This is a genomic window from Actinoplanes cyaneus (assembly GCF_016862095.1).
GTDB lineage: Bacteria > Actinomycetota > Actinomycetes > Mycobacteriales > Micromonosporaceae > Actinoplanes > Actinoplanes cyaneus.
Genome location: NZ_BOMH01000018.1, coordinates 210,588 through 235,048 on the forward strand (window position 1 = coordinate 210,588; position 24,461 = coordinate 235,048).

22 protein-coding genes are annotated in these 24,461 nt (G+C 72.0%); 13 read left to right on the forward strand and 9 right to left on the reverse strand.

The features are described 5' to 3' along the window. Positions 1-48 precede the first annotated feature (48 nt). Positions 49-1,029, forward strand: coding sequence for a zinc-binding dehydrogenase (locus Acy02nite_RS13405; protein ID WP_239174712.1), 981 nt, complete (start codon positions 49-51; stop codon positions 1,027-1,029). Here the strand turns inward: Acy02nite_RS13405 and Acy02nite_RS13410 are convergent. Further along, positions 1,010-1,441: a DUF5990 family protein gene (locus tag Acy02nite_RS13410; protein WP_239174715.1), complete on the reverse strand. Its 432-nt coding sequence runs from the start codon at positions 1,439-1,441 to the stop codon at positions 1,010-1,012. The genes Acy02nite_RS13405 and Acy02nite_RS13410 overlap by 20 nt on opposite strands. A 33-nt stretch (positions 1,442-1,474) precedes the next feature. On the opposite strand from Acy02nite_RS13410, the gene Acy02nite_RS13415 reads away from it, so the two are divergent. Together Acy02nite_RS13415 and Acy02nite_RS13420 are read left to right on the forward strand one after the other, a co-directional pair. Continuing rightward, positions 1,475-3,094: a PP2C family protein-serine/threonine phosphatase gene (locus Acy02nite_RS13415; protein ID WP_203740397.1), complete on the forward strand. Its 1,620-nt coding sequence runs from the start codon at positions 1,475-1,477 to the stop codon at positions 3,092-3,094. Then, positions 3,091-3,531: a response regulator gene (locus tag Acy02nite_RS13420; protein WP_203740399.1), complete on the forward strand. Its 441-nt coding sequence runs from the start codon at positions 3,091-3,093 to the stop codon at positions 3,529-3,531. Before Acy02nite_RS13415 ends, Acy02nite_RS13420 begins: the two co-directional genes overlap by 4 nt. Here Acy02nite_RS13420 and Acy02nite_RS13425 read toward each other — a convergent pair. Further along, entirely contained in the window at positions 3,468-5,618 is a 2,151-nt protein-coding gene (locus Acy02nite_RS13425) for an ATP-binding protein (protein ID WP_203740405.1), read from the reverse strand. The genes Acy02nite_RS13420 and Acy02nite_RS13425 overlap by 64 nt on opposite strands. Before the next feature lie 486 nt (positions 5,619-6,104). Between Acy02nite_RS13425 and Acy02nite_RS13430 the strand changes: the two genes are divergently transcribed. From Acy02nite_RS13430 to Acy02nite_RS13450, 5 genes are read left to right on the forward strand one after another with little or no spacing between them, the layout of a single operon-like run. Continuing rightward, a complete protein-coding gene (locus Acy02nite_RS13430; protein ID WP_203740406.1) occupies positions 6,105-7,181 on the forward strand; it encodes a tetratricopeptide repeat protein in 1,077 nt (358 codons plus the stop codon). Between the two features lie 9 nt (positions 7,182-7,190). Then, entirely contained in the window at positions 7,191-7,871 is a 681-nt protein-coding gene (locus Acy02nite_RS13435) for an alpha/beta hydrolase (RefSeq protein ID WP_203740408.1), read from the forward strand. A 15-nt stretch (positions 7,872-7,886) separates the two neighbouring features. Further along, complete coding sequence (locus tag Acy02nite_RS13440; RefSeq protein ID WP_203740410.1) at positions 7,887-9,125, forward strand: ATP-grasp domain-containing protein; 1,239 nt, start codon at positions 7,887-7,889, stop codon at positions 9,123-9,125. Positions 9,126-9,157: 32 nt separating this feature from the next. Then, entirely contained in the window at positions 9,158-11,350 is a 2,193-nt protein-coding gene (locus Acy02nite_RS13445; RefSeq protein WP_203740411.1) for a glycoside hydrolase family 9 protein, read from the forward strand. Between the two features lie 45 nt (positions 11,351-11,395). Beyond that, positions 11,396-12,661, forward strand: a complete 1,266-nt coding sequence (locus Acy02nite_RS13450; RefSeq protein ID WP_203740413.1) for a cytochrome P450 — start codon at positions 11,396-11,398, stop codon at positions 12,659-12,661. Positions 12,662-12,674: 13 nt separating this feature from the next. Here the strand turns inward: Acy02nite_RS13450 and Acy02nite_RS13455 are convergent, their stop codons facing one another. From Acy02nite_RS13455 to Acy02nite_RS13470, 4 genes are all read right to left on the reverse strand, one after another. Continuing rightward, positions 12,675-12,917, reverse strand: coding sequence for a helix-turn-helix transcriptional regulator (locus Acy02nite_RS13455; protein WP_203740415.1), 243 nt, complete (start codon positions 12,915-12,917; stop codon positions 12,675-12,677). Beyond that, a complete protein-coding gene (locus Acy02nite_RS13460; RefSeq protein ID WP_239174718.1) occupies positions 12,917-13,252 on the reverse strand; it encodes a hypothetical protein in 336 nt (111 codons plus the stop codon). The genes Acy02nite_RS13455 and Acy02nite_RS13460 overlap by 1 nt, the downstream gene beginning before the upstream one ends. Before the next feature lie 210 nt (positions 13,253-13,462). Beyond that, on the reverse strand, positions 13,463-14,905 hold the full coding sequence (locus Acy02nite_RS13465) for a N,N-dimethylformamidase beta subunit family domain-containing protein (RefSeq protein WP_203740417.1): 1,443 nt from the start codon (positions 14,903-14,905) through the stop codon (positions 13,463-13,465). Between the two features lie 145 nt (positions 14,906-15,050). Then, positions 15,051-15,377 (reverse strand): STAS domain-containing protein, encoded by a 327-nt coding sequence (locus Acy02nite_RS13470; protein ID WP_239174721.1) that lies wholly within the window; start codon positions 15,375-15,377, stop codon positions 15,051-15,053. Between the two features lie 256 nt (positions 15,378-15,633). Between Acy02nite_RS13470 and Acy02nite_RS13475 the strand changes: the two genes are divergently transcribed. Together Acy02nite_RS13475 and Acy02nite_RS13480 are read left to right on the forward strand one after the other, a co-directional pair. Continuing rightward, positions 15,634-17,052 (forward strand): amino acid permease, encoded by a 1,419-nt coding sequence (locus tag Acy02nite_RS13475; RefSeq protein WP_203740421.1) that lies wholly within the window; start codon positions 15,634-15,636, stop codon positions 17,050-17,052. Then, positions 17,049-17,909, forward strand: coding sequence for a universal stress protein (locus Acy02nite_RS13480; RefSeq protein WP_203740423.1), 861 nt, complete (start codon positions 17,049-17,051; stop codon positions 17,907-17,909). Before Acy02nite_RS13475 ends, Acy02nite_RS13480 begins: the two co-directional genes overlap by 4 nt. Here the strand turns inward: Acy02nite_RS13480 and Acy02nite_RS13485 are convergent. From Acy02nite_RS13485 to Acy02nite_RS13495, 3 genes are all read right to left on the reverse strand, one after another. Continuing rightward, the gene (locus Acy02nite_RS13485; protein WP_203740425.1) at positions 17,838-18,854 is read right to left on the reverse strand and encodes a serine/threonine-protein kinase; all 1,017 of its coding nucleotides are present in this window, start codon (positions 18,852-18,854) and stop codon (positions 17,838-17,840) included. The two genes, Acy02nite_RS13480 and Acy02nite_RS13485, sit on opposite strands and share 72 nt — an antisense overlap. A 255-nt stretch (positions 18,855-19,109) precedes the next feature. After that, the gene (locus tag Acy02nite_RS13490) at positions 19,110-20,021 is read right to left on the reverse strand and encodes a glycoside hydrolase family protein (RefSeq protein ID WP_203740427.1); all 912 of its coding nucleotides are present in this window, start codon (positions 20,019-20,021) and stop codon (positions 19,110-19,112) included. Further along, positions 20,018-20,974 (reverse strand): sulfotransferase family protein, encoded by a 957-nt coding sequence (locus Acy02nite_RS13495; protein ID WP_203740429.1) that lies wholly within the window; start codon positions 20,972-20,974, stop codon positions 20,018-20,020. Before Acy02nite_RS13495 ends, Acy02nite_RS13490 begins: the two co-directional genes overlap by 4 nt. A 419-nt stretch (positions 20,975-21,393) precedes the next feature. On the opposite strand from Acy02nite_RS13495, the gene Acy02nite_RS13500 reads away from it, so the two are divergent. The 3 genes from Acy02nite_RS13500 (at position 21,394) to Acy02nite_RS13510 (ending at position 24,231) form a co-directional block, all read left to right on the forward strand. Continuing rightward, positions 21,394-22,047 carry a hypothetical protein gene (locus Acy02nite_RS13500; RefSeq protein WP_203740431.1) on the forward strand — a complete coding sequence of 218 codons (654 nt, stop codon included), beginning with the start codon at positions 21,394-21,396 and terminating at the stop codon, positions 22,045-22,047. 306 nt (positions 22,048-22,353) lie between these two features. Continuing rightward, positions 22,354-23,022, forward strand: a complete 669-nt coding sequence (locus Acy02nite_RS13505; RefSeq protein WP_203740433.1) for a nucleoside/nucleotide kinase family protein — start codon at positions 22,354-22,356, stop codon at positions 23,020-23,022. A gap of 21 nt (positions 23,023-23,043) precedes the next feature. Further along, a complete protein-coding gene (locus Acy02nite_RS13510) occupies positions 23,044-24,231 on the forward strand; it encodes a metallophosphoesterase (protein ID WP_203740434.1) in 1,188 nt (395 codons plus the stop codon). The last annotated feature ends 230 nt before the right edge of the window (positions 24,232-24,461 follow it).

Genomic DNA, 24,461 nt, shown 5'->3' on the forward strand with positions numbered 1-24,461 from the left:
TTTGTTTACCCGGAATAAGCTTCCTGGGAATGTAGTTGGCTCGGGGACATGACGACGATGCGAGCGGCAGTGCTGACCGGCCCCGGACCGGCCGAGAACCTTCAGGTCCGTGACCTGCCCATTCCCGATCCCGAGCCCGGCTCGGTACGGATCCGCGTGCGCGCCTTCGGCCTCAACCGCTCCGAGCTGCACCTCCGGCTGGGGTACGCGGAGAACGCGACGTTCCCGATCGTCCCCGGCATCGAGGCGGCCGGGGTCGTCGACCTCGACCCGGACGGCGTCCTCGCACCCGGCCGGCAGGTGGCGGCCATGATGGGCGGCATGGGTCGCGCCTTCGACGGCGGTTACGCGGAGTACGTCGTGGTCCCGCGCGCCCAGATCGTCCCGTTCACCTCGGACCTGCCGTGGGACGTGATCGGATCGGTGCCGGAGACGCTGCAGACGGCGTACGGCGCGCTGGCCGTCGGTCTTGATCTCCGCCCCGGCGCGACGCTGCTGATCCGCGGCGGGACCTCGGCGCTCGGTCACGCCACCGCGGCGCTCGCCCGCGACCTCGGCGCCACCGTCCTGGCCACCACCCGCCGCCCGGCCCGGCTCGCCGAGCTCGACGCCGACCACGCGATCCTCGACGACGGGCAGGTGGCCGAGCGGGTGCGCGAGATCGTGCCGGACGGGGTCGACGCGGCGCTCGAACTGGTCGGCACCACCACGCTGCCGGACACGCTGCGCGCGACCCGGGTGCACGGCACGGTCTGCTTCGCGGGGATGCTCGCCAACGAGTGGATCGTCAAGGACTTCTACCCGATCGGCTACCTGCCGAGCGGGGTGCGGCTCACCTCGTACAGCGGGGACGCCTCGAATCTCCCCGCCGAGGTGCTGCAGCGCACGCTGGACCGGCTCGCGGACGGGTCGCTGCGGCTGGGACCGATCACGGCGTACCCCCTGGAGAGGATCGCCGACGCCCACCGCGACATCGAGTTCAACCACATCAGCGGCAAAGCCGTCGGCATCACTGGAGCGACCAGGTGATCACCGGCGGGCGGACCCGGCCGCACCGCGGGCCGCCCGTCTCGTCGGTCAGGCCCAGCCGCCCGGTCAGCACGCCCTGGCCCGCGAACGCGGAGCGCAGCAGCGGCCCGGGGATGTCGCCGAACAGCAGCTTGGCCCGGCCGAACATGGCGAAGTCGTCGCCGCTGACCGAGCCCCAGCTCAGGTAGAGGAAGCGGGCGCCGGGCGGGCCGTGCACCCACGGGCCGCCGACGTCGAGCAGGTCGCCGGCCTCGCGGGCCACGACCTCCAGCTCCCAGACCGCCTCGGTCCCGGTCACCGGGACCCGGCCGACGACCTCTCTCCCGCGCTGCATGCCGACGTGCACGTCGCCGAGCCGCAGCTGCGGCGACTGCGGAATCTCCCGCCCCTCGATCCGCATCCGCATCCGCATCCCGCCACGATAAGGCCTGTACAGTCCCGAGCCGTGACTACGGAGGACAGCGGGTGGGCGGGGACGATCCACCGTCTCTGGGCCTCCGTGGCGGCGATCGGCTCCCGGGAGGAGCTGTCCGACCTGGTGCTGCCGCCGCTGCTGGAGACGCCGGGCGCGGTCGGCGTGTGGGGCCTGCGGCACACGACGGGCGCGGCGATCACCGTCTACCGCTCCGCGGGGCTGCCGCTCGCCGGGGAGGCGCAGCCGATCGCGCTGGCGCTGGCCGCCGGGGAGACGAAACACGACTGGCTGGAGGACCACGGGGTACGTCATGTCGTGGTCACCCGCTTCGACGGCACCGGCGACGTCGGCGGCACGATGATGGTGCTGCTCGACGAGACCGGTGACCCACGGCTCGCCGCGGCCCGGCTCGGCCAGGTCGCCGACGTGACCCGGGAGGCGATCCGGCGCCTCGCCGCGCACCGCGCCGAGCAGGCGCAGCAGACCCGCGACGCGCTGCTCGCCGAGGCGTCGCTGCAGATGGACGCGGTGCTGGACCGGGCACAGACGATGCGCCGGGTGGCCCGGATGGCGGTGCCGGCGATCGCCGAGGGCTGCCTGGTCTACCTGCGCGACGACGCCGGGCTGGAGCTGCGCAGCGCGGTGCACATCGACATGCGGCGGCTCGACGCGCTGCTCGCCGACGAGCGGATCGCGGCCCGGCTGACCGGTCTCGCCACCGATGCCGTCGGCGGCCGCCCCGGCATGCGGGCCGTCCCCGGCGCCGGGATCGTGGACGTGCAGGTGTTGCGCGCCCGCGGCCGTACGTCCGGAGTGCTGATCTTCATGTTCGACCGCGACCGCGGTGACGTGCCGCCGGCGCCCTTCCTCCGCGACCTGGCCCTGCGGGCCGCGCTGGCGCTGGACAACGGCGAGCTCTACGAGCAGCGGCGACGGGAGGTGGTGACGATGCAGCAGCACCTGCTGCCGCGCCGCCTGCCGAGCGCGGACGGGCTGGAGTTCGCCGCCTCCTACACCGTCGGTGACCGGGTGATGGAGGTCGGCGGCGACTTCTACGACGTTGTGGTGCGGGCCGACGGCGTGGTCGCCGCCCTGATCGGCGACGTCTGCGGGCGAGGCGTGGACGCGGCGGCACTGACCGGCATGTCCCGGCACACGCTCGGCGCGCTGCTGCACGAGGGGCTGTCCCCGGCCCGGGCGCTGCGCCGGCTCAACGAGTCGCTGCGCCGGGAGGGCTCGTGGCGCTTCCTGACCGCGGGGATCGCGCTGCTGCGCCCGGACGCCGGCGGTTTCGCCGTGCAATGGATGTCGTGCGGGCACCCGGCGCCGCTGATCCTGCGCCACGGCGCTCCCGCGGAGGCCGGGCGCGGCGGCGGCACGCCGATCGGGGTGCTGCCCCAGCTGCGCATCGGCCGGTCCCGGATCCGGCTGGGAGCCGGGGACGCGCTGGTCATGTACACCGACGGGCTGACCGAGAGCCGCGACGCCCAGGGGCTGATGTTCGAGGACGCGGCGCTGCCGCAGGTGCTCGAGAGGTTGCGCGACGTTCCACCGGAGACGCTGGTCCGGGAGTTGAGCGCTGCCGCGGCCGGGTTCGGGACGAGCGGCGCCGACGACATCGCCGTCTTAGCGATCGGGGTTTCACCGTGACCGCATCGATCCTGGTCGTCGAGGACTCACCGGAGGACGTGGAGGCGATCGAGCGGGCGATCAGCCGCTCGCACCCGCGGCTGGGCCTGGAGTTCCTGGGCTCCGGCGCCGAGGTGCTGCCGCGGCTGACCGCACCCGGCGCCGAGCTGCCCTCGATCATGCTGCTCGACCTGAACATGCCGGGCGAGGGCGGGCTCGCGGTGATCCGGCGGGTCCGCGCCGACGCCACGCTGAACAGCATCCGGATCGTCGTGTTCACCTCGTCGGAGGACCAGGCCGAAGCGGACGCCTGCTACGCCGCGGGCGCGGACAGCTACCTCTACAAGCCGGTCAACTTCGCGCTGTTCCAGACCGTGCTGCGGCAGACCGTGGACTACTGGGGGAACGTCGCCCGCATCGTCGTGCCGCCGCCCGGGGACTCCTCGGCCCAGACCTGACCGCCGTGGCGCTCCACGATCCGGCGCACGATGGCCAGCCCGGCGCCGGAGCCCTCCGCGCTCGGGTGCAGCCGGCGGAACAGCTCGAACGCCTCCTCACGCAGGTGGGCGGGCATGCCGATGCCGTTGTCGCGGACGACCAGGGTGTCGTTCTCCACCCCGACGACGACGCGCCGGGGGCCGTCCTCCCGGGCGTACTTGGCCGTGTTCACCAGCAGGTTGACCAGCACCTCGTCGAGCAGCACCGGGTCCGCGACGATCGGCGCCGGGTCACCGGCAAGCTCCACCTCGACGCCGGCCGCCTCCAGCCGCGGACCGGCCACGTCCAGAGCCCGGGCCAGCGCCTCCCGCGCGAGGATCGGCTCCCGGTGCAACTCGGTGCGGCCCAGCCGGGAGTAGTACAGCAACGAGTTGAGCAGCTCGTCCATCCGGCCGGCCAGGCGCTGGATCGCCGCCAGCCGCCGCTGCGTGACCTCGTCGAGGCGGCCCGCGGTGTCCTCGGCGATGAACGTCGCATAGTTCGCGATCCCGCGCAGCGGCTCCTTCAGGTCGTGGGCGGCGGCGTGCGCGAACGAGTTCAGGTCCACGTTGCTGCGGCCCAGCTCGGTGTTGAGCGCGGCCAGGCGGCGGGCCTGGGCCACGGCGATCCCGGTCAGCGAACGGCCCAGCTCGGCGGCCATCGCCAGGTCGACCGGCGTCCACGGGGTGCTCCGGCCGCGCACCGTGGCGAGGAAGACCGCGGTGGAGCCCCGCGGCGTGAGGCGTTCCCCGTTCGGTCCGAGGACCACGGGGGTACGGGGATCGGCGGCCCACCGGCGGGCCACCGTGCGCTCGCGGCGCAGCCAGACGACGCAGTCGCCGTCCGCCCCGATCGGCAGGACCAGGGCGCCGGCCACGTCCTGACGGCTCAGCTGATCGCTGTGCCACAGCTCCCCCGCCGGCAGCTTCGTGATCACCTCCGCCACCCGCTCCTCCGGAAGGTTCCCGGAGATCGTCACGGTGCCGGCGAACCGCACCGCCACCGCGTCACACTCGACGACCTGCTCCAGCCCGGCCGGGGACAGCCCGCTCTCGAGATCGACCGAGATCCGCTCCAGCAGCCGGGCGATGGCGATCCGGGACCGTTCCCGGGCCACCGCCTCGTCGCGCTCCCGCAGCCCGGCCAGGTGCAGCGACAGCGCCACCCCGAAGAACTCGCACGCCGCCCGGACCGCCGGGCTGAGCGCCTTCGGCTCCCGCCCGTGACACGCGATCAGGCCCCAGAGTCGCCCGTCGGACAGCAGCGACACCGACATCGACGAGGCGACCCCGATGTTGCGCAGGTACTCCAGGTGGAACGGTGACACCGTGCGCAGCACCGACTGCGACAGGTCGAGCGGCTCCCCGGTCTCCGGCAGCACCTCCGGAACCAGCCGGGCGGTGGCGTCCCCGACGTCGGCGATCACCCGGATCCAGTTACGTTCGTACAGCTCACGAGCCTGCGGTGGGATGTCGGTCGCCGGGAACCACAACCCCAGCCACGGCTCCCGGTCGTCGGCCACGTCCTCGGCGATCACCTCCCCCGGGCCGTCGATCGCCTCGAACCGGTAGGCGACGACCCGGTCGTACCCGGTGATGGCCCTGATCTCCCGCACTGCGGCGCGCGCCGCCTCCACGACCGTGGATGCCCGCTGCAACCGCATCAGCGCCTGCCGCACCAGCAGGGCACCCGTCGTCTCCGCGGCGGCCGGCTCGAACTCCAGCACCAGCAGCCCGTCGGCGCGGTGCACCGTCACGTCGAACCGCTGACCGTTCCCGGGCAGCGTCACCGGCATCATCGCGGTCTGCCCGGTGTCGGCGTCCGCCAGCGCCTCCACCAGCTCGCGCTGCCCGGCGCCGAGCAGCGCCTCCAGGTCGTCGACGCGACCCAGCATGCCGGCGGCGTTCGCACTGGTCACCACGATGCGCCCGGCCCGCGCCGCGACCAGCGCCCCGTGCGACTGCACCCCGCCCAGCCGATGGATCGGCTCCCGCACACAGGCCGTCAGGTCGAACGGCGTGCCGACCTCCCGCTCCGCGGCCTCCGCACGCTCCGACAGCCAACCCATGCAAGAACCTTCCTGCCCGTACGGTCCGTGGCCGTTCTTCGCGGCCACGGGTGCGGCCAAGAAGATCGCCGCGGGCGCGGTCATGAAGATCGCCGCCTCCCTCATTCTCCGGCTCACGCCTTGCGCGATGCAGGGCTCCCCGCACGGCCGTCGCGCGGCTCACGGTCCCGGCTGGTGCTCATGGGCGTTATTCGTCCCGAATAACGCCCATGAGCACCAGCCGAAGAGCGCGAGCCGCGCCGCCAGCCGGACCACAGCCCAGCTCGCGCCACCCGGCCCAGTCCACGCCGCCCGGCCAACCCGCGCCGCCCGAACCAACCCGCGCCGCCCGAACCAACCCGCGCCGCCCGAACCAACCCGCGCCGCCCGAACCAGCTCGCGCCGCCCGGCCCAACTTGCGCCGCCCGGCCAACCCGCGCGGCCTGGGCGTTATTTCTGGTTTGGGGGTTTTATACTTGATCTTCGGGAGCTGGCGGTGGGGGTCGGGTGGCGGAGGTCTACCGGAGCGTGAACGCCGCGGGGAGTGTCGCCGCCGCGGAGAACGAGCGTGGGGAGATGCTGCGCCGGGCGGGACGGCCCGGGGAGGCGGCCGGGCACTTCGAGCGGGCGCTGGAGGCGCTCGGGGCGGTGCGTGAGCCGGATCCGGGGACACATTCGGCGATTCTCAACAATCTGGCGCTGACCGCGTACCAGCAGGGGGATCTGCCGCGGGCGCGGCGCTGCCTGGTGCGGTCGCTGGAGGTCGGGCCGCTGATCGGGGACCCGGTCGGCCGGGCGATCACCTTCGACAACCTCGGCGTGGTGGAGGTCGAGCTGGCCCGTGAAGCCGGCCGGGATCAGAGCGAACCGAACCCGGTGCCCCGCCGGGGTCAGAGCGAGCCGAACCGGGTGCCCGCCCGGGACCGGGATGGAGCGGCGGCGGGGGAACGGCCGGCTCGGGCCGGGGTGCACCTGAGCGAGGCGGAGAGGTGTTTCGCGGCGGCGGAGCGGCTGTTCCGCAGTGTGCTGCCGGAGGCGGTCGACGACTACCTGCGGTCGGTGCTGAACCGGGTGGACGTGGCCGAGATCCGGGGTGACACCGAGCGGATGGAGCGGCTGACCCGGCATGCGGCGGAGCTGGCCACGCATCACGCGGTGGTGCCGGAGAACGCGCTGGAGGCGGTGACCATGCGCGGCAGGTTCCTGCACCGGCATCGGGGCCGGCCGCGGGGCGCCGTGGAGCTGATGACCGCCCGGCTCCCGGGGCTGCTGCCGGACTGCCCGCCGGAGCGCAGCGCCTCGGCGCTGGTCGTGCTGCTCGCGGCCGCGGGAGCGACCGGCGACCCGGCCCTGGTCCGGGACGTGACGACCCGGATCACTGAGCTGGGCGGCGACCCCGCGGCCCCGGCGCGCGACAGCGCGAACACCGCGGCAGCGAACAGCAGCCGAAGCCCAGCGGCAGCCAACGGCAACGGAAGCCCAGGAGCAGCGCGCGACAGCAGGAGCGCGGCGGCCGCGGGCGGCGGCGCGAGCGGGGCGGGAACGAGCGGGAGAAGAGCGGCGAGAACGGGCGCGCCGGGTTAACGTACGTTCATGGGAGCGGGCCGCTGGCGACGGGTTCGCCTGCCCCTGCCCGCCCTGCACTCCACGATCACCGCGACCGTCTGGTCGCCCGCGAACGGCTCGGACCGGCTCCTGGTCGCCCACGACGGGCCGGACTACCAGGGTCTGGCCGAGCACGCCGCGCTGGCGGACCGCTATCACCTGGCCCTGCTCCCGGCCCGGGAACGCGACGACTGGTATTCGGCCTGCCCGACGTACGCGCAAGCCTTGGCTCTGGAGATTCTTCCCCGGCTGCGCTCGCGCCTCGGCGCCCGCAGGACCGTCGGCGCGGGTGTCAGTCTGGGCGCGCTCGCGATGCTGCACGCCCAGCGCTCCTATCCGGCGGGTTTCGCCGGGCTCTTCCTCCAGTCGGGAAGTTTCTTCCAGGCGCGGCACGATCGGCAGGAGTCCGGGTTCCGGCATTGGCCGCGGATCGTCCGGTACGTGCGCCGGGTGCTCGCCGCGACCGGCGGCCCGGCCGTGCCGGCGACGCTGACCTGCGGCGACGCCGAGGAAAACCTCGCAAACAACCGCGATATGGCGGATGCCCTGCGAATTCAGGGGTATCCGGTGAGCCTCGCGGTCGGGCCGGGCGGGCACGACTGGACGCACTGGCGCCGAGCCCTGGATCCGCACCTGACCGCCCTGCTGAGCGAAGCCTGGCCTGACTGAAACGTGGAGGCGACCGTGGCCGACGTCGAGCACACCATCGGGTTGCTGCTGGGCACCGAGGACGATTGGCCACGCGCCTACGAGTCGCTGCTGCGCCGGCTGGGCACAGTTGCCGGGCCGGACGGGCGCTCGCACCGGGCACGCCCGGTACGGGTGACGATCGAGCCGTTCAACCTGCGCTACAAGCCGCGGCACGACCTGGTGATCGACCGGCTGGCGTACTGGTACTACCACCCCCGCGAGTGGCTGAAGAAGATCGCGCTGATGGACGGCGTGTACCTGTTGAACAGCCCGTTCACGTTCCAGTCGATGGAGAAGCACGCGGCGTACTGCGCGATGATGCGTCTCGGGCTGAAGGTGCCGGAGACGGTGCTGGTGCCGTTCAAGAATCCGCTCGACAACTCCCGCTGGGCGTACACCGCGGCGCGCTACAACCGCCCGTTCGATCTGGAGGCGACGGCCGCGCAGGTCGGCTATCCGCTGTACATGAAGCCGTACGACGGCGGCGCCTGGGTCGGCGTCTCCAAGATCCGCAACACCGAGGAGCTGCACGCGGCGTACGACGCGTCGGGCGAGCGGCTGATGCACCTGCAGGCGTCGGTCGAGGACTACGACGTGTTCGCGCGCTCGCTGACGATCGGCCCGGAGACGATGGTGATGCGGTTCCGGCCGGACCAGCCGATGCACGCGCGGTACGAGGTCGACCACAACTTCCTGTCGGAGGCGGCCGGCGACGAGGTGGTGACGATCTCCCGGCTGGTCAACGCGTTCTTCCGGTGGGAGTTCAACAGTTGCGAGTCGCTGGTGCGCGGCGACGACGTGTTCCCGATCGACTACGCGAACGCGTGCCCGGACGTGGCGCTGACCTCGCTGCACTACTACTTCCCGTGGGCCATGACGGCGTTGCTGCGGTGGACGGTCTTCTGCGTGGTCACCGGGCGCACGATGCGACTCGACACCGACATGGGCGACTACTTCGCCGTGGCCGATGATCCGGATCGGTCGTACCGGGAGAAGCTCGTGGGTTATCGGGATCTTGCCGACCGCTACTTCGAGATCGACCGCTATCGGGAGTTCTGCGAGAAGCACCTGAGCACCGTGGACGACATCGTCTACGACTGGGTGAGCTCGGAGGAGTTCGACTCGCTGCTGCGCGAGACCGTGCGGGCGATGTACCCGGTGCACGAGCACGAGAAGTTCCTCGCCCACTTCCACGGGCTGATCGATGCGTGGATTCGCGATCAGGGGCGTTGACTCAGTAACACCTCGGTAATCAAGATGTGTGGATGCATCTATGGGAGCGCTCCCGTCTCATTGCCGCGGTCTCCACCCTTCTCCTCGTCGGCGCCGCTGCACCCGCCCTCGCGGACGAGGTGGAACAGGTCGTCAACGGCGGATTCGACAGCAGCACCGACCCGTTCTGGTCCACCGAGGGCATGCCGATCGCGCTCAGCGACGGCCGGGCCTGCGTGGACGTGCCCGGCGGCACCACCAACCGCTGGGACGCCGCGATCGGCCAGAACGACATCGATCTGGTCGCCGGTGAGACGTACCGGTTCAGTTTCGACGCGAGCGGCACCGCCGGGCACGTGGCCCGGGCGATAACCGGACTCGCGGTCAGCCCCTACGACACCTACTTCGAGCAGTCGCCCGTCCTGGGCGACACGCAGCACTACGAGTACACGTTCACCGCCTCGGCCAGCACGAGCCAGGCACAGGTCGCCTTCCAGGTGGGCGGCAGCGCCGACCCGTGGCGGTTCTGCGTCGACAACGTCTCGCTGGTCGGCGGCGTGCCGCCCGAGGTCTACGTGCCCGACACCGGGCCGCGGGTGCGGGTCAACCAGGTCGCCTACCTCCCCGACGGCCCGAAGGCGGCGACGCTGGTCACCGAGACGTCCACCGCGCTGCCGTGGACGCTGAACGACAAGAACGGGAAGATCCTTCTCAAGGGCAAGACCTCGCCGTACGGCGTGGACGCCAGCTCCGGGCAGAACGTCCAGACGATCGACTTCAGCCGCTGGACCAGGAGCGGGACCGGGCTCACGATCACCGCGGACGGTGAGACCTCCCGGCCGTTCGACATCTCGCGGGACGCCTACCGGTCGTTGCGTGCCGACGCGCTGAAGTTCTACTACACCCAGCGCTCCGGCATCGAGATCCGTGACGACCTTCGCCCCGGTTACGGCCGCGCGGCCGGTCATGTCGACGTCGCGCCGAATCAGGGTGACGGCAACGTGCCCTGCCAGCCCGGCGTCTGCGACTACACCCTGGACGTGCGGGGCGGCTGGTACGACGCCGGCGACCACGGCAAGTACGTCGTCAACGGCGGGATCTCCGTGTGGGAGCTGCTGAGCGAGTACGAGCAGTCCCACGCCGTACGCGGGGTGAGCCTGAACATCCCGGAGAGCGGCAACCGCACCCCGGACATCCTCGACGAGGTGCGCTGGGAGCTGGACTTCCTGCTCAGCATGCAGGCGCCGAACGGCATGGTGCACCACAAGATCCACGACCAGGCCTGGACCGGGCTCCCGCTGCTGCCCTCGCAGGACCCGCAGCCGCGTGAGCTGCACCCGGTCTCCACGGCGGCGACCCTGAACGTGGCGGCCACGGCGGCGCAGGCGGCCCGGATCTACGCCAAGTACGACCCGGCGTTCGCCAAGCGCGCGCTCGCCGCGGCGAAGAAGGCCTACACCGCGGCGAAGACGAACCCGATCGCGCTCGCGCCGGAGTCCGACGGGGTCGGCGGCGGCGCCTACAACGACACCAAGGTCTCCGACGAGTTCTACTGGGCGGCCGCCGAGCTGTTCCTGACGACCGGGGACAAGGCGTACGCGAAGGATGTCATCTCCTCGCCGGAGCACACCGGCGACGCGTTCGGGCCGGTCGCCTTCGACTGGGCCTCCACCGCGGCCGCCGCGAAGATCGACCTGGCGCTGATCCCGAACAAGCTGCCCGGCCTGAGCAGCGTCAAGAAGCAGGTCGTCGCCGGCGCGGAGAAGTACCTGGCGATCCAGAAGGCGCACGCGTACGGCGTCGCCTACGCTCCCGCGAACAACGTGTGGGACTGGGGCTCGGCCAGCATCGTCGCGAACAACCTGGTCGTGATCGCCACCGCGGAGAAGCTGACCGGCCGCGACCGCTACCGCGACGGTGTGCTCACCGGGCTGGACTGGCTCTTCGGGCGCAACGCGCTGAACCGTTCCTACGTCACCGGGTACGGCGAGGTCAGCGCTCAGAACCAGCACAGCCGCTGGTACGCCGCGCAGCTCGACCCGGCCCTGCCGCACCCGCCGGTCGGCAGCCTCGCCGGCGGGCCCAACTCGTCGATCCAGGACCCGCTGGCGCAGGAGAAGCTGAAGGGCTGCGTGGGCCAGTTCTGCTACATCGACGACATCCAGTCATGGTCCACGAACGAGCTGACCATCAACTGGAACTCGGCGCTGGCCTGGGTCTCCGGATACGTGGCAGAAATCCACTAGATCACCTGCCGTAGCGGCGGCGATTCGTGCAGTAACGTGCGAAACATGCAGGCACTGCGCTTCGCCGCCGCTCTCTACCGGCGCCAGCTCGCCATCCACTACTGGGGCCGGGTGCGGCGGGACCCACTGTGCCGCCTGCACCTGGCCGAGGGCCGGGAGAACCCGTACGCCGTCTACGACGAGGTGCGGGCGATCGGGCCGGTCGCGCCGACCCGGCTCGGCAACTACACGTCAGCGACCCGCACGGTCTGCAACAGCGTCCTGCGGGACCGGCGGTTCGGCCCGCGCGCGGTCGAGATGAACGGTCCCGGCGCGCCCGGCGACGAGATCGACATGTCGATGCTGGACAAGGACCCGCCGGACCACACCCGGCTGCGGCGCCTGGCCCAGCCCGCGTTCAGCCCGAAGCAGATCGCCGGTTACCGCCCGCGGGTCGAGCGGCTCGTCGGTGACCTGCTCGACGCGGCCGCCGCCCGGGGAACGTTCGACATCGTGCACGACTTCGCCGCGCCGCTGCCGATCGCCGTCATCTCCGACCTGCTCGGCATCCCGGACGCGGACGCCGACGCGTTCGCCGAGCACGGCGCGGTCGTCGGCAGCGCGCTCGACGGGGTCCGGTCGCTACGGCACGCGGCCGCGCTGCAGTCCGCCAGCAACGCGATGGACGAGGTGTTCGTCCGGCTGTTCGCACTGCGCCGCCGGGAGCCGGCCGACGACGCGGTGAGCCGGATCCTGGCCGCCGAGGGTGATCAGATCCAGTCACACGAGCTACTGCCGCTGTGCCGGCTGCTGCTGGTGGCCGGCTTCGAGACCACCGTCAACCTGATCGGCAACGCGGTGAACGCGCTGCTCGACCACCCGGAGCAGTGGGACGCGCTCTGCGCCGACCCGGCCGGGCTCGCCGACGCCGCCGTGGAGGAGACGCTGCGGTTCGACCCGCCGGTGCAGCGGACCGCCCGGTGCGCGCGGGAGGACGTCGAGGTCGCCGGGCAGCTGGTCCGGCGTGGCCAGTTCCTGGTGTGCCTGCTCGGCGGGGCGAACCGGGACCCGGACGTCTACCCGGACGCCGGCCGGTTCGACCTGCACCGCGTCCCGGAGGCCGAGCACCTGGCGTTCTCCAGCGGCATCCACTACTGCGTGGGGGCTCCCCTGGCGCGGCTGGAGGCCGGGATCGCGCTGCGCCTGCTGGCCGAGCGGATGCCGGGCCTGCGGCGGGCCGGTGCGCTGCGGCGACGCGACGCGAGCATCATCCGCGGCCCGCTCACGCTGCCCGTCGCCACCGGCGCGCGGGCCTTCTCACCGACGACGTAGCCGGCGGCCTTTCTCAGGCGTCGCCGCCCCACAACGCCTCGACCGTCACGCCGAGCGCCCGGGCGGTCTTGACGGCCAGGTAGACCGAGGGAGCGTAGTCGCCGGTCTCCATGGCGATGATGGTCTGCCGGCTCACTCCGACGGCGGCCGAGAGGCCCTGCTGGGTCAGGCCGGCATCCTTGCGCGCGGCCCGGATGCGCGCTCCGGCCGCGCCGCCGGACTCCGGGGCACGGACCGGGCCGGAGGGTGGCGCCATCAGTCCTCGTCCTCGGCGAGAGCCTCACGCCGCTGCCACCGGCGGGACTTGCCCGCGACGATCAGGACGCAGATCATCGCCCCGAAGCCGGCGCCGACCACCGCGCCGAGCCAGGCGTCCCCCGCGGGGTCGTACGCGTGCAGCGTACCCACCAGGAACACCACGTACGGCACCACTGTCAGCGCTGTCACCAGGATCCGCTTCGCTCCCCAGTTGCGCGGGTCCGTCTCGACCTTGCGGCGTGCCACGTAGACCGAGCAGAGCAGCATCGGGCCCAGGAGCAGCACGAGGACGATCGCGAGCGGCAGCACGGCGGCCGTGCCGAGCGGCCACACCAGGATTCCCGCGGCCCAGGGATGAGAAGGGAGTGCAGCGCGGAGGCCGTGGCGATCCCCTCGTACCAGCGGTAGCGCTCGCGCTCGTCGCCGTACAGATCACCGTCGAGGTCAAGGTTCCACCGCACCACGCGGTCAACTACGGAGGCCGTCATGGAGCCATCATGATGTCAACACTTCTTGACGTCAAGTCCTCTTTACATCGCACGCCTATGTGGAGCGCATCCGGTCGAAGAGGTTGCGGGTGGCCCGCTGGATCCGGGCGTCGGTGTACGGCGACTTCACCAGTGCGAGCGGCCAGTGGAACGTCCCGGCGTCGAACATGATCGTGCCGCGCGGGCTGACGCTCAGACTCGTGTTCTGCACCAGGGCGCCGCGTTTGGCGTCGGTGAAGGGGCTGGCCGACAACACGGTCCGCCGCGCGCCGAACCCCATCGCAACGCCCGGGAAGACACCGTCCGCCTCCCCACCGACCAGTTTCGGGATGGTGTCGCCGTCCCGCAGGCCGGTCCCGGCCCAGAGCCAGTGCCCGGCCTCGCGGATCACGAGCGGAGCCGGTTTCTCCGGGATGCCGTTGTACTGCACGCCGAGCAGCCGCCCCTCGGCGTGCGAGGGGCCGGAGCCGAGGTCACGCCAGAGCTTGGTCGGACCGTACCGGCCCGGCGACGGGTCGACCGCGTCCTTGTAACAGGTCACCACCCGGCCGGCGGCCTCCACGCGGACGTTCCAGTAGACGTTGTTCGCCCCCAGGAAGGCGCAGTGCGTGCCGCCACGGAACGCTCGCTCCACCACGTCGCGCATCGCGCCGGACCAGTACTCGTCGTGCCCGGAGAAGACCAGCCCCCGGTGCCGTTCCGGGTCGACCCGGCCCTCGTGCAGGTCGACGTTGGTGGCGTAGGTGACGTCGTAGCCGTTGCGCTCCAGCCACTGGGCGGCGGCGACGTCCATGGCGAACAGCTTGGGCCGGCCGCCGTTGGCGAACGGGCGGTTGAACGACACCCGGTACGCCCGGTTCTTGATGTCGCCCACCTTCCCGGGCGCGGCGTATCCGCGGTAGAGGTTGCGCCCGGTGCGCCCGTCCATCGGCCACATGTTGTACGCCGCGTACGTGTTGAACGGCAGCACCATCAGGAAGTCCGACCTGCGCTGATCCTCGCGCACCACGAATGGGGTGACGGCGCGATGCCCACCGGCGGTCTCGAAGACCGCCACATACACCCCCGACGTCCAAGACGCCGGGACGTGCAGGGTCCACGAGACCGGCCAGTCGCAGTCGACCAGCCCGGTCACCGGGTCCGGCTTCGGGACCGGGCGCGGCTGTCCGGGCAGCTCACCGCTGGAGGCGGCCGGGCGGCTCTTGCCGGCGCCGATCCGGAACACGGTGACGGTGAACGGCTGCGGGTCGGCGACGGTCACGTGGAAGCCGATCGTGCCACCGGCGTTCACCGAGGTCGCGGACGCGTACCCCTGGATCTCCCGGGCCCGGTCGGTGACGTTGACCGGCAGCCGCAGGACGTCCACCGCGGCCGGCTCCGCGCGCGGGGCAGGCCGCGAGCGCTCGAGCACGGCGGCGCGGGGCACGCTGTTCGCTTCGGCGGGAACTGACAGTCCCGCGACCACCGCTCCGGTGCCCAGAGCGAAGAACTTCAGCACGGTACGACGACCCGAGCGCGACAAACCGAGATACCTTCCCCGTGGCAGCCGCTCCTCACGGGGAGCCGACGACCGGCCCCGCCCGTGGCGGCGAGCCGAAAGCTAGCACAGGAAAGCAATAGGAAAGCCGGGCGTCGATCCGCCCTCAGAGACCGAAGTGGCGGGTTCCGGTGAGGCCGAGCAGCTCGGTCAGGCCGGTGACCCGCAGCTGCCGGTGCACGAACTCGCTCGGGTTGCGCAGCTGGAAGCCACAGCCGATGTCCCGGGCCGCGCGCTGCCCGGCGACCAGCGCGCCGATGCCGACCGAGTCCATGAAGGTGACATAGGTCAGGTCCACGATCAGCACGGTCGGGCGGTCGCGCTGCAGCGTCTCCAGGAGAGCCTCGCGCAGCGACGTGACGGTGGCCGAGTCCAGGCTGCCGCGCACCTCGACGACAGTGGCGCCGTCGGCCTGCCGCCGTGTCGTGATCACGGCCTCGCCCATTGGACCCCGCCCCACCGATCATCCGAGTCGGGCGATTTGCCCGATCTGAACACCGTACCCGCCGCGATGCAACCCTCGCAGGCTGCCGCGCGGTTTACCGGGGGCGCCGGACAAGCCGTACGCCAAGCCGGTTTTGCAAGTTGAGAGAGCGAAGTTGTCACATCGCGCCGATCACCTCAGTGCCCGGGTTGCGCCCGGATGAACCCGGGACGACGGTGATCTGACGCGTCGAAGGGGGAACGGCATGGCCAGGTCAGGATTGTTCGCGATCCGGGACGTCGGGTCGTTGATCCACGCGACCGCCGAGGAAGGCACCGAGCTCAAGAAGGCGGTCGGGGTCACCCAGCTCACCGCGATGGGCGTCGGCGCGATCATCGGCACCGGCATCTTCGTGGTGATCGGCAAGGGCTCCGGCATCGCCGGGCCGGCGGTCATCCTGTCCTTCGTGCTGGCCGCGGTGGCGTGCGTGTTCTCCGCGCTGTCCTACGCGGAGCTGTCGTCCTCGATCCCGGTCTCCGGCAGCGCGTACACCTACACCTACGCGACCATGGGTGAGATCGTCGCCTGGATCATCGGCTGGGACCTCATCCTGGAGTACGGCGTGTCCGTCGCCGGCATCGCGATCGGCTGGGGCGGCAACCTCAACGCGTTCCTCGACTCGGCGTTCGGCGTGGCTTTGCCGGACGCGATCGCCAAGTCCCCCGAGGACGGCGGCATCGTCAACCTGCCGGCCGTCTTCATCGTCCTCGCCATCACGTTGCTGCTCGTCCGGGGCGTGACCGAGAGTGCCCGGGCGAACCTGGTGATGGTCATCGTCAAGCTGGCCGTGCTGATCTTCTTCCTGGTGGTGGCGTTCGCGAACTTCAGCACCAAGAACTTCCACCCGTTCGCGCCGGCCGGCATGGACGGGGTGACGGCGGCCGCGGCGATCATCTTCTTCGCGTACATCGGGTTCGACGCGGTCTCCACCGGCAGCGAGGAGGCCCGGAACCCGGCCCGTGACCTGCCCTGGGCGATCATCGGCTCGCTCGCCATCTGCACGGTCTTCTACGTCCTCACCTCGGTCGGCGCGCTCGGCATCGCCAGCCCCGACCAGATGAAGGACAGCGACGCGCCGCTCGCCGCCGCGCTGGACCAGGGCGCCGGGATGAGCTGGGCGGCCGGGATCCTGGCGCTCGGCGCGGTCGTCGCGATCACCAGCGTGGTGCTGGTCATCTTCTACGGCCAGACCCGGATCTTCTTCGCGATGTGCCGGGACGGCCTGCTGCCGCGCCGGATGGCGAAGGTCAACCAGCGGTACGGCACCCCGGCGCGGCTGACCGTCACGCTCGGTGTGCTGATCGCGATCCTGGCCGCGCTGGTCCCGCTCGGCACCATCGTGGAACTGGTCAACATCGGCACGCTGTTCGCATTCGTGCTGGTCAACATCGGGGTGATCGTGCTGCGCCGGACCAAGCCGGACATGCCACGGCCGTACCGGGTGCCATGGTCGCCGGTCCTGCCGCTGCTCGGGGTGGCGTTCGCGATCTACCTGATGTCGGATCTTCCGCTGGACACCTGGATCCGGTTCGTGATCTGGCTGGCGGCCGGTCTGATCATCTACGGTCTGTACGGCTACAAGCACTCCCTCGTACGGCAGCGGGCCCGGGACGGGCAGTCATGACCGCGCCCGTCATCGTCGGGGTCGATCACAGCCCCGGCGCCGCCGGCGCCCTCGCCCTCGGCCGGTGGCTCGCCACGGCATCGGACGCCCCGCTGATCGTCGCGGTCGTCCACCCGGCCCCGTCCGCGATCGGCTCCGGCCGGGTCGACGCCGAGTGGGTCGCCGACCGCTACCGCGCCGCGGAGCGCATCCTCGACGAGGCGCGGTCCACCCTGGAGGATCCGCCCGGCGTCGACTACCGGGTCGTCGCGTCCACCTCGGCCGCGCACGGCCTGCACGACCTGGCCGAGCAGTCCGGCGCGGCGCTGCTGGTGGTCGGCTCCGGGGCGGCCGCGCCGGCCGCCCGGATCTTCGCCGGCAGCACCGCCGAGCGGCTGCTGGCCGGCAGCGTCTGCCCGGTCGCCGTCGCCCCGGCCGGTGGCGCGGCGCCGGGCGCGGCCGGCCGGATCGGCGTCGCCTATGTGGACACCCCGGACGGGCGGGCGGCGCTGGCCGCCGCGGCGGAGCTGGCCCGGCGGACCGGGAGCCCGTTGCTGCTGGTCACCGTAGTGGCCGGTGGGGACGCGGCACTGCCGTTCATGATCGGCGACGATGCCGAGCGGGCCTTTCTGGACACCGCCCGGGAGACGTACGAGGAGGCCCTGCGCAAGGCCGCCGCGAGCGTCCCCGACGTGCCGGTGACGTGCGAGCTGCGCTCCGGTGACGTGGTCGAGGAACTGGCCGCGCTCGACGATGTGGACCTGCTGTTCTGCGGGTCCCGCGGTTACGGCCCGGCGCGCCGGGTGCTACTCGGCGGCGTGTCGAGCCGGCTTCTGCGACGGGCGGGCCGTCCGCTCGTCGTGGTGCCGCGGGCCTGAGTTCCCGGCCGCCGTGACAGCCGGTGGCGGGCCTGCCTGTCCACCGGCGAACGTGGGCTCCTCCGCCGCCCGCTCGTCCCAGGCGGGCGGCGCCGGGTTGAGCTCGACCATCGGCACGTAGACCTGCGCGTCCACCGCCGCGGCCAGCAGCAGCGCCGCGACCATCGCGGTCGGCCGGTCCGCCGGGTCGCGGCGCAGGCAGCGGTAGCACAGGTCGAGCACCTCCGGCGGCAGCCCGTCCATGGCCGGCAGCGGCTCCGGGTCCCGGTAACGCTGGGCGTGGATCAGTTCGGTGGGTGACCTCGTGGTCCACGGCACCCGCCCGGCCAGGCAGTGGTAGAGCAGCGAGCCGAGCCCGAACATGTCACTGGCCGGGGTCGCCGGGAGCCCCTCGAAGCGCTCCGGGGCGACGTACGCCGGGGTGCCCATGACCGGGCCGTCCGGATCGGGCTCGGGCGCCCCGATCGAGGCCGCGATGCCGAAGTCCAGAACCTTGGCGCCGCTCGGGGTGAGCATCACGTTGGCCGGCTTGATGTCGCGGTGCACCACCTGCTCGGCGTGCGCGGCGGCGAGAGCGGCCGCCACCTCGGCGCAGATCCGCACCCCGATCCGCCAGTCGAGGCGGCCACCGGCCAGGTGCTGGCTGAGCGTCTGCCCCTCGACGAGCTCCATCACGATGTACGGCACGTCGGGCCGCCCGGGCGCCGGAGAGGTCCCGAAGTCGTGCACGCCGGCCACGTTCGGGTGCGCGAGCCGCGCCGCCGAGCGGGCCTCGGAGCGGATCAGCTCCACCCCGGCCTCGCCGAGCGTGCCCTCCACGGCCGGAGCCATGATCTTGACGGCGACCGGCCGGTCGAGGACCTGGTCGTGCCCACGCCAGACCTCGGACATGCCCCCCAGGCCGATCCGATGCACCAGCTGATAGCGCCCACCCAGCATCCGCACAAAGCTCCCCTCGCCGTGCAGCCCTCGATACCCCTGCACCTACAGGCACAAACGCACGAAAATGGCGGAACCGAGCCTTGTGGGCCCGGTTCCGCCATGTAAACGTCCGCTGCTGTACGCAAGCTCCCGACGCCTGATCAACGCTAGGGCACCGACCTCCGGTCCACGCACGGACCCCACCGAGAGTGACGATCCTTACAGCCTGAACCACGCCTGAGCAGGCATTAAGGTAGGCGCGAGCATCACGGAAAGCGATCAGACCCTTTCGGTACGGAGATCATGCGCCCCGTCCGCCCGGGTCGCCTCGTAGTAGATCCGGCGTCCGCCGTCCGGCAGATCGACCAGGCTCAGATACCGCAGCCCGTACGGCCGGTGCGGGCTGCCGACCGGTTCGTGCTCCTCGGCCACCAGCGGCGAGAACGTGCCGTCCGGCAGCCGGGTGCCGCGGGCCACGCCGGTCCGCTCCTCCCAGTTCTCCCCCGCCGTGGCGCGCCCGTCGTAGGCGACGGTGATCTCGTCCCCGTTCACCTGGACGGAGGACACCCGCACGCCGCGCGCGTCCCACCGGCCGGGCCGCGGGGCGAGCGCGGTCCGCCGCCTGGTCCAGTGCACACCGTCCGGGCTGGTTGCATACTCCGTGGTCATCCGGTCGGCGTCGTCCCACGACTCGAGCGGGTGCACCGACGCCCACAGGTGCCAGCCGTGCTCGTCGTGGTGCAGCACCGGGTCCTTCCAGCCGGCCGTCTCGTCCCCGGCGAGCACCGTCACCGGCTCGGCCGTGGCCAGTTCCTCCGGGGTGGCCGCCTCGAGCAGGTCGACCCGCCAGTGCTTGGTGCCGGGGGTGGCCGCGCTGACGTAGAGCCGCCACCGCCCCTCCGGCGTACGCACCAGGGCCGGCCGTTCCAGCGACTCCGCCCCGAACATGTCCTTGCCGATCTCGGCCACCACCGTGAAGCTCACCCCGTCGGCGGAGCGGGCGATCACGTTGGCGATGCCGCGGCCGGCCCCGATCGGCAGCCGCACCCGGTAGGCGAGGTAGACGTGGCCGTCCGCCACGATCGAGCTGGGCGCCCCGGACCACGCGCCCGGCTCGGTGCCCGGCGGCTCCACCACCACTGTGGCGTCTTCCCAGCTGGGCAGGGGCAGGGTGGCGGTTCCGACGGTCACTTGACCTCCTGTGGATCGATGTCGGCCCGGGCGTGCCGGTCGACGCTCAGCCAATCGTCGAACCGTTCGCCGGTGAGCTCGTGGAGCAGCGCGATGTCCGCGCTGAAGTGTGGCAGCAGCGCGGCCCGCTCGGCGGGCGTCGTGACCGGGCGTGTCCCCTTCTTGCGGTGCAGCAGGGTGAGCAGCGGCCCGCGGGCGGCCAGCCGCAGCGGCACCGGGAAGTGCTGACCGACGTTCCCGCCGGTCCGCAGCAGGCCGCGCAGCACGGCGTTGACCGCGTTGTCCTCGACGACGTGCCGGTTGACGTTCTCCTTCGGAATGGCGGTGAGCACGCCCGTGCGCACCCCGAGGAACGAGCAGACCCGGTCGAGCGTCGCGGCCGGCGCGTCCTTGAGCTCCTTGTACCGCAGCAGCAGCACCTGCTCGCGCGAGAACCTCTCGTAGAGGTGCTCGAGCTGCCGCCCGTAGAGCCCCAGCCCCAGGTAGTGCCAGAACTGCGCCCAGCCGGCCGCGATCCGCTCCGGTTCGGCACGGCAGGCGGCGAGGAAGTCGGCCTCCGGCTCCAGGCCGGCGTTCCACAGATGCGTCCAGTTCGAGTGCGCGCGGTCGACCGGGTCACGCAGCAGCAGGATGATCCGCACGTCCGGCGTCAGCTTCCGGATCCGGTCGTGGGACTCGAGATCGTGCAGGTAGAACGGGGTCGCCTCGCCGAGCCGCGCACCGGCCGGCGCCTTCGCGAACAGCGCCTCGTAGTCGTCGCGGCGCCAGATGTGCTCCTGATACGTCTGCACGTCGCCCGGGCCGCCGTGGCTCGGTGGCGGCCCGTCGGAAAGGAAGAACTTCGGCTCCTTGACCGGCGACAGGTAGAGATCGGGATGCCCCACGAGCGCGGCGTGCAGGGCGGTGGTGCCGGCTTTGGGCACGCCGGCTATCAGAAAGTCGGGAAGTGCCATGATTCCTCCTCACCGTCAAAGTGAGGTAAGCCTACAGAACTACTAGGGTTTCGCATCCCCGTCGGCTCATGTCACGCCGCCGGACCCGCCAGCCACCGCCGCCACCAGCGCGACCGGCGATACCGCGAGCACCGCCCCGGCGCGCAGATCACACACTCGCTGCCGGCCCGGTAATGCTCGTGCGCCGCGGCCGGATGCCCGCACACGCAGGAGACGTCGTCAGTCCTCATCACCCGTGAGAATACCCCCGCCATCTAGCCAATTCTCATTACACCGCGTAATCTCTGCATGCTCCTGGAACGCCTGCCAGCGCAAATGTCGTCACGATTCAGTGACTCACTGTAGTGACTGAACTTTTCTGCGATGGCGCGCGTACCGGGAAACGACACCGAATTCGCTTCACCCCGGGAGCGTGCACCATGTTCCGGCTCATCCAGCTGCACACCGAAGCAGGTGTGCCACGCATCGGCGTCGACCCCGACGGATACGTCAGCGCCCGCGCCGCCCTGGCCCGTTACCGCACCCAGCCCGCCACGTACTTCGCGGTCGGCCGCTTCGACCACGAGGGCACCCTCACCGAAGTGATCCTCGACCCCTCGTGCGGTCTCGACGGCGCCTGCCAGCGGCCCGCCTCGGTCATCCACGCCAAGACCTTCCAGCGGCTCTGCGAGGGCTGCGCCACCGGCATGGACGTGCTCACCGTCCCGCAGCTCGCCCGTCGCCTCGGCATCGCCTGCCGCCTCGCCCCGCCGATCGCCCGCCACCGGCAGAACACGCTCGGTGGCCTGCGCTCCCCCGCCGGCAACCGGATCGCCCGCGAGTTCGCCGACCACATCCACGACCCGGCCTGGCGCCGCGAGCTCTGCGGCGAGCTCGGCCAGACCCCCACCGCGCTCAACGGCCTGCTGATCGGCGCGGGGGCGCTCAGCCACCGCCAGGTCCTCGACCTGTACCCCGCGCTCTGCGCCCTCGGCGAGGAACTGCCCGACGGCGTCCGCGCCGACCTCTCCCGGGCGACGGCGCGCCCCCTCTCCCCGGCCGGCGTGGCAGGCCTGCGACTCGGTCTCGGCTGATCCACCCCCGCCGCGGGGCGGCTCGGTCCCCGGTCAATTCCGTTTTCCCGTACGACGATGAGCCGCCCGTCCGCAGGCGACACGACCGAGCCCCCTGCGTGCCGCACGCGATCTCCGCGCGGGCCGGGCACGCGGCGCGGTCCCGGTTCCGGCTGGTTCTCATGGGCGTTATCCGGGACGGATAACGCCCATGAGAACCAGCCGGGAGGGTGCGTCGCGGCAGGGCCGGGACCGGGGCGGGGCTCGCGTACGGCTGCCACGGCGGGGAGCCGCCGTGTCTTGATCTGGTCGCGCTACCGTCGACCGATGGTGAGCACGTTCGCGGAACTCGTGGACCGGGCCGGGGCGCTGGCCACGCCGGGGCGGCACGCGGTGCTGGGCATCGCCGGGCCGCCCGGCGCCGGCAAGACCACCCTCGCCCAGGCGCTGGTGGCGGCGCTGCCGCAGGCGTGGGTGGCGCACGTGCCGATGGACGGCTTCCACCTCGCCGACGTGGAGCTGGAGCGGCTCGGCCTGCGGGATCGCAAGGGCGCGCCGGAGACGTTCGACGCGTGGGGCTACGCCGCGCTGCTGCGGCGGTTCCTCGCGGGCGGGGACGAGATCGTTTATGCGCCGGCCTTCGAGCGCGACCTGGAGCAGCCGGTCGCGGGCGCCATCCCGGTGCCGTCAGCGGTCCGGCTGGTCGTCACCGAGGGAAACTATCTGCTGCTCGGCGAGGAGCGGTGGGCCGGTCTGCGGGACGTGTTCGCCGAGGTCTGGTACGCCGAGCTCGATCACGACGAGCGGCAGCGGCGGCTGATCGCGCGGCACGTCCGGTTCGGCAAGGAGCGGGACGCCGCGGTGGCCTGGGCGACGGGCACCGACGAGCGCAACGCCGCCCTGATCGCCACCACGCGCGGACGTGCGGATCTGATCGTGCCGTCGTCGCTGCTCGGTTCGCTCGGAGCTGATTCCGGACACGAGTTTTTGTCATGAGCCGGTGGCATGCTTGCTGGCATGTCAGTGGAAGAGGCGGTCGAGGCTTCGCCGGCGAAGCCGCGACGACGGCGGGCCGGCGCCCGGTTCGGGGTCATTCTGGTCACGGTGCTCGCGCTGCTGTTCGGCGTGCCGTGGGCCACGCTGGTGTGGTCGGGCAACGCCTGGCCGGCCCCGGTGTTCATCGTGGGCACGGCACTGTTCGTGGTGGCCGCGGCCGGTTTCCCGGTCCTGATGTTCCGCGGGCACGGGCGTCACGACGACCGCAGCTCGCGCATCGCCGACACCACGCTCGGCGTGATCTGGCAGCTCTTCGTCTGGTCCGTTCTCGGTCAGGCGCTCGGCCTGGTCCTCGCGCTGGCCGGGGTCGGCGGCCCGGTCCGCTCCCGGGTCGTCGCCGGGCTGGTCCTGCTCGTCTCGGTGGTCCTGCTGCTCTGGGGGCACCGCGAGGCCATGCGGGTCTCCCGGGTGCGCAACATCGACGTGACCATCCCCCGGCTCGGCCGCGGGCTCGACGGGCTGCGGGTCGTGCTGATCACCGACACGCACTACGGGCCGATCGATCGTTCGCGCTGGTCGCGCGGCGTGGTCGAGGTGATCAACTCGCTGAACCCGGACGTCGTGGCACACACCGGTGACATCGCCGACGGCGAGGTGCCGCAGCGGATCTCCCAGGCGTCGCCGCTCGGTGACGTGCGCGCGTCGATGGCCCGGGTCTACGTGACCGGCAACCACGAGTACATGAGCGGCGCCCAGGGCTGGGTGGAGTACATGTCGTCGCTGGGCTGGGAGGCGTTGCACAACCGGCACCTGGTCGTCTCCCGTGGCGGCGACTCGCTGATCGTGGCCGGCGTCGACGACCGGACGGCGGCGAGCTCCGGCGTCCCCGGCCACCACATGGACCACGAGGCGGCGCTCGCCGGCACCGACCCTGACCTGCCGGTCCTGCTCCTCGCGCACCAGCCGCAGCAGATCACCGGCGCGGTCGCGCACGGGATCGACCTGCAGCTCTCCGGGCACACGCACGGCGGGCAGATGTGGCCGTTCCACTACCTGGTCCGCATCGACCAGCCGGTGCTGCAGGGCCTGACCCGGCACTCCGGGCGGACCCAGCTCTACACCAGCCGGGGCACCGGCTTCTGGGGGCCGCCGTTCCGGATCTTCGCGCCGAGCGAGATCACGCTGCTGACCCTGTACGCGGAGAAGTAACCGCACGTCCGGCCCGCGCCGCCCGGCACGGCGACGCGGGCCGGCGCCATCGCCGAAGCTGCGCCCCGGGCCGGCATCGTCCTTCGAGCCGCGCCCCGCGCCGACGTCGTCCTCCGAGCTGCGTCCTGGCCGCCGTCCTCTTCGCGGCTCTGTCCCGGGCCGCGTCGTCCCCGGCGAGCGGAGACGGTGATCACTTCGGAGGCCGGGCCGGCCCGGCTGGGCGAGTTGCC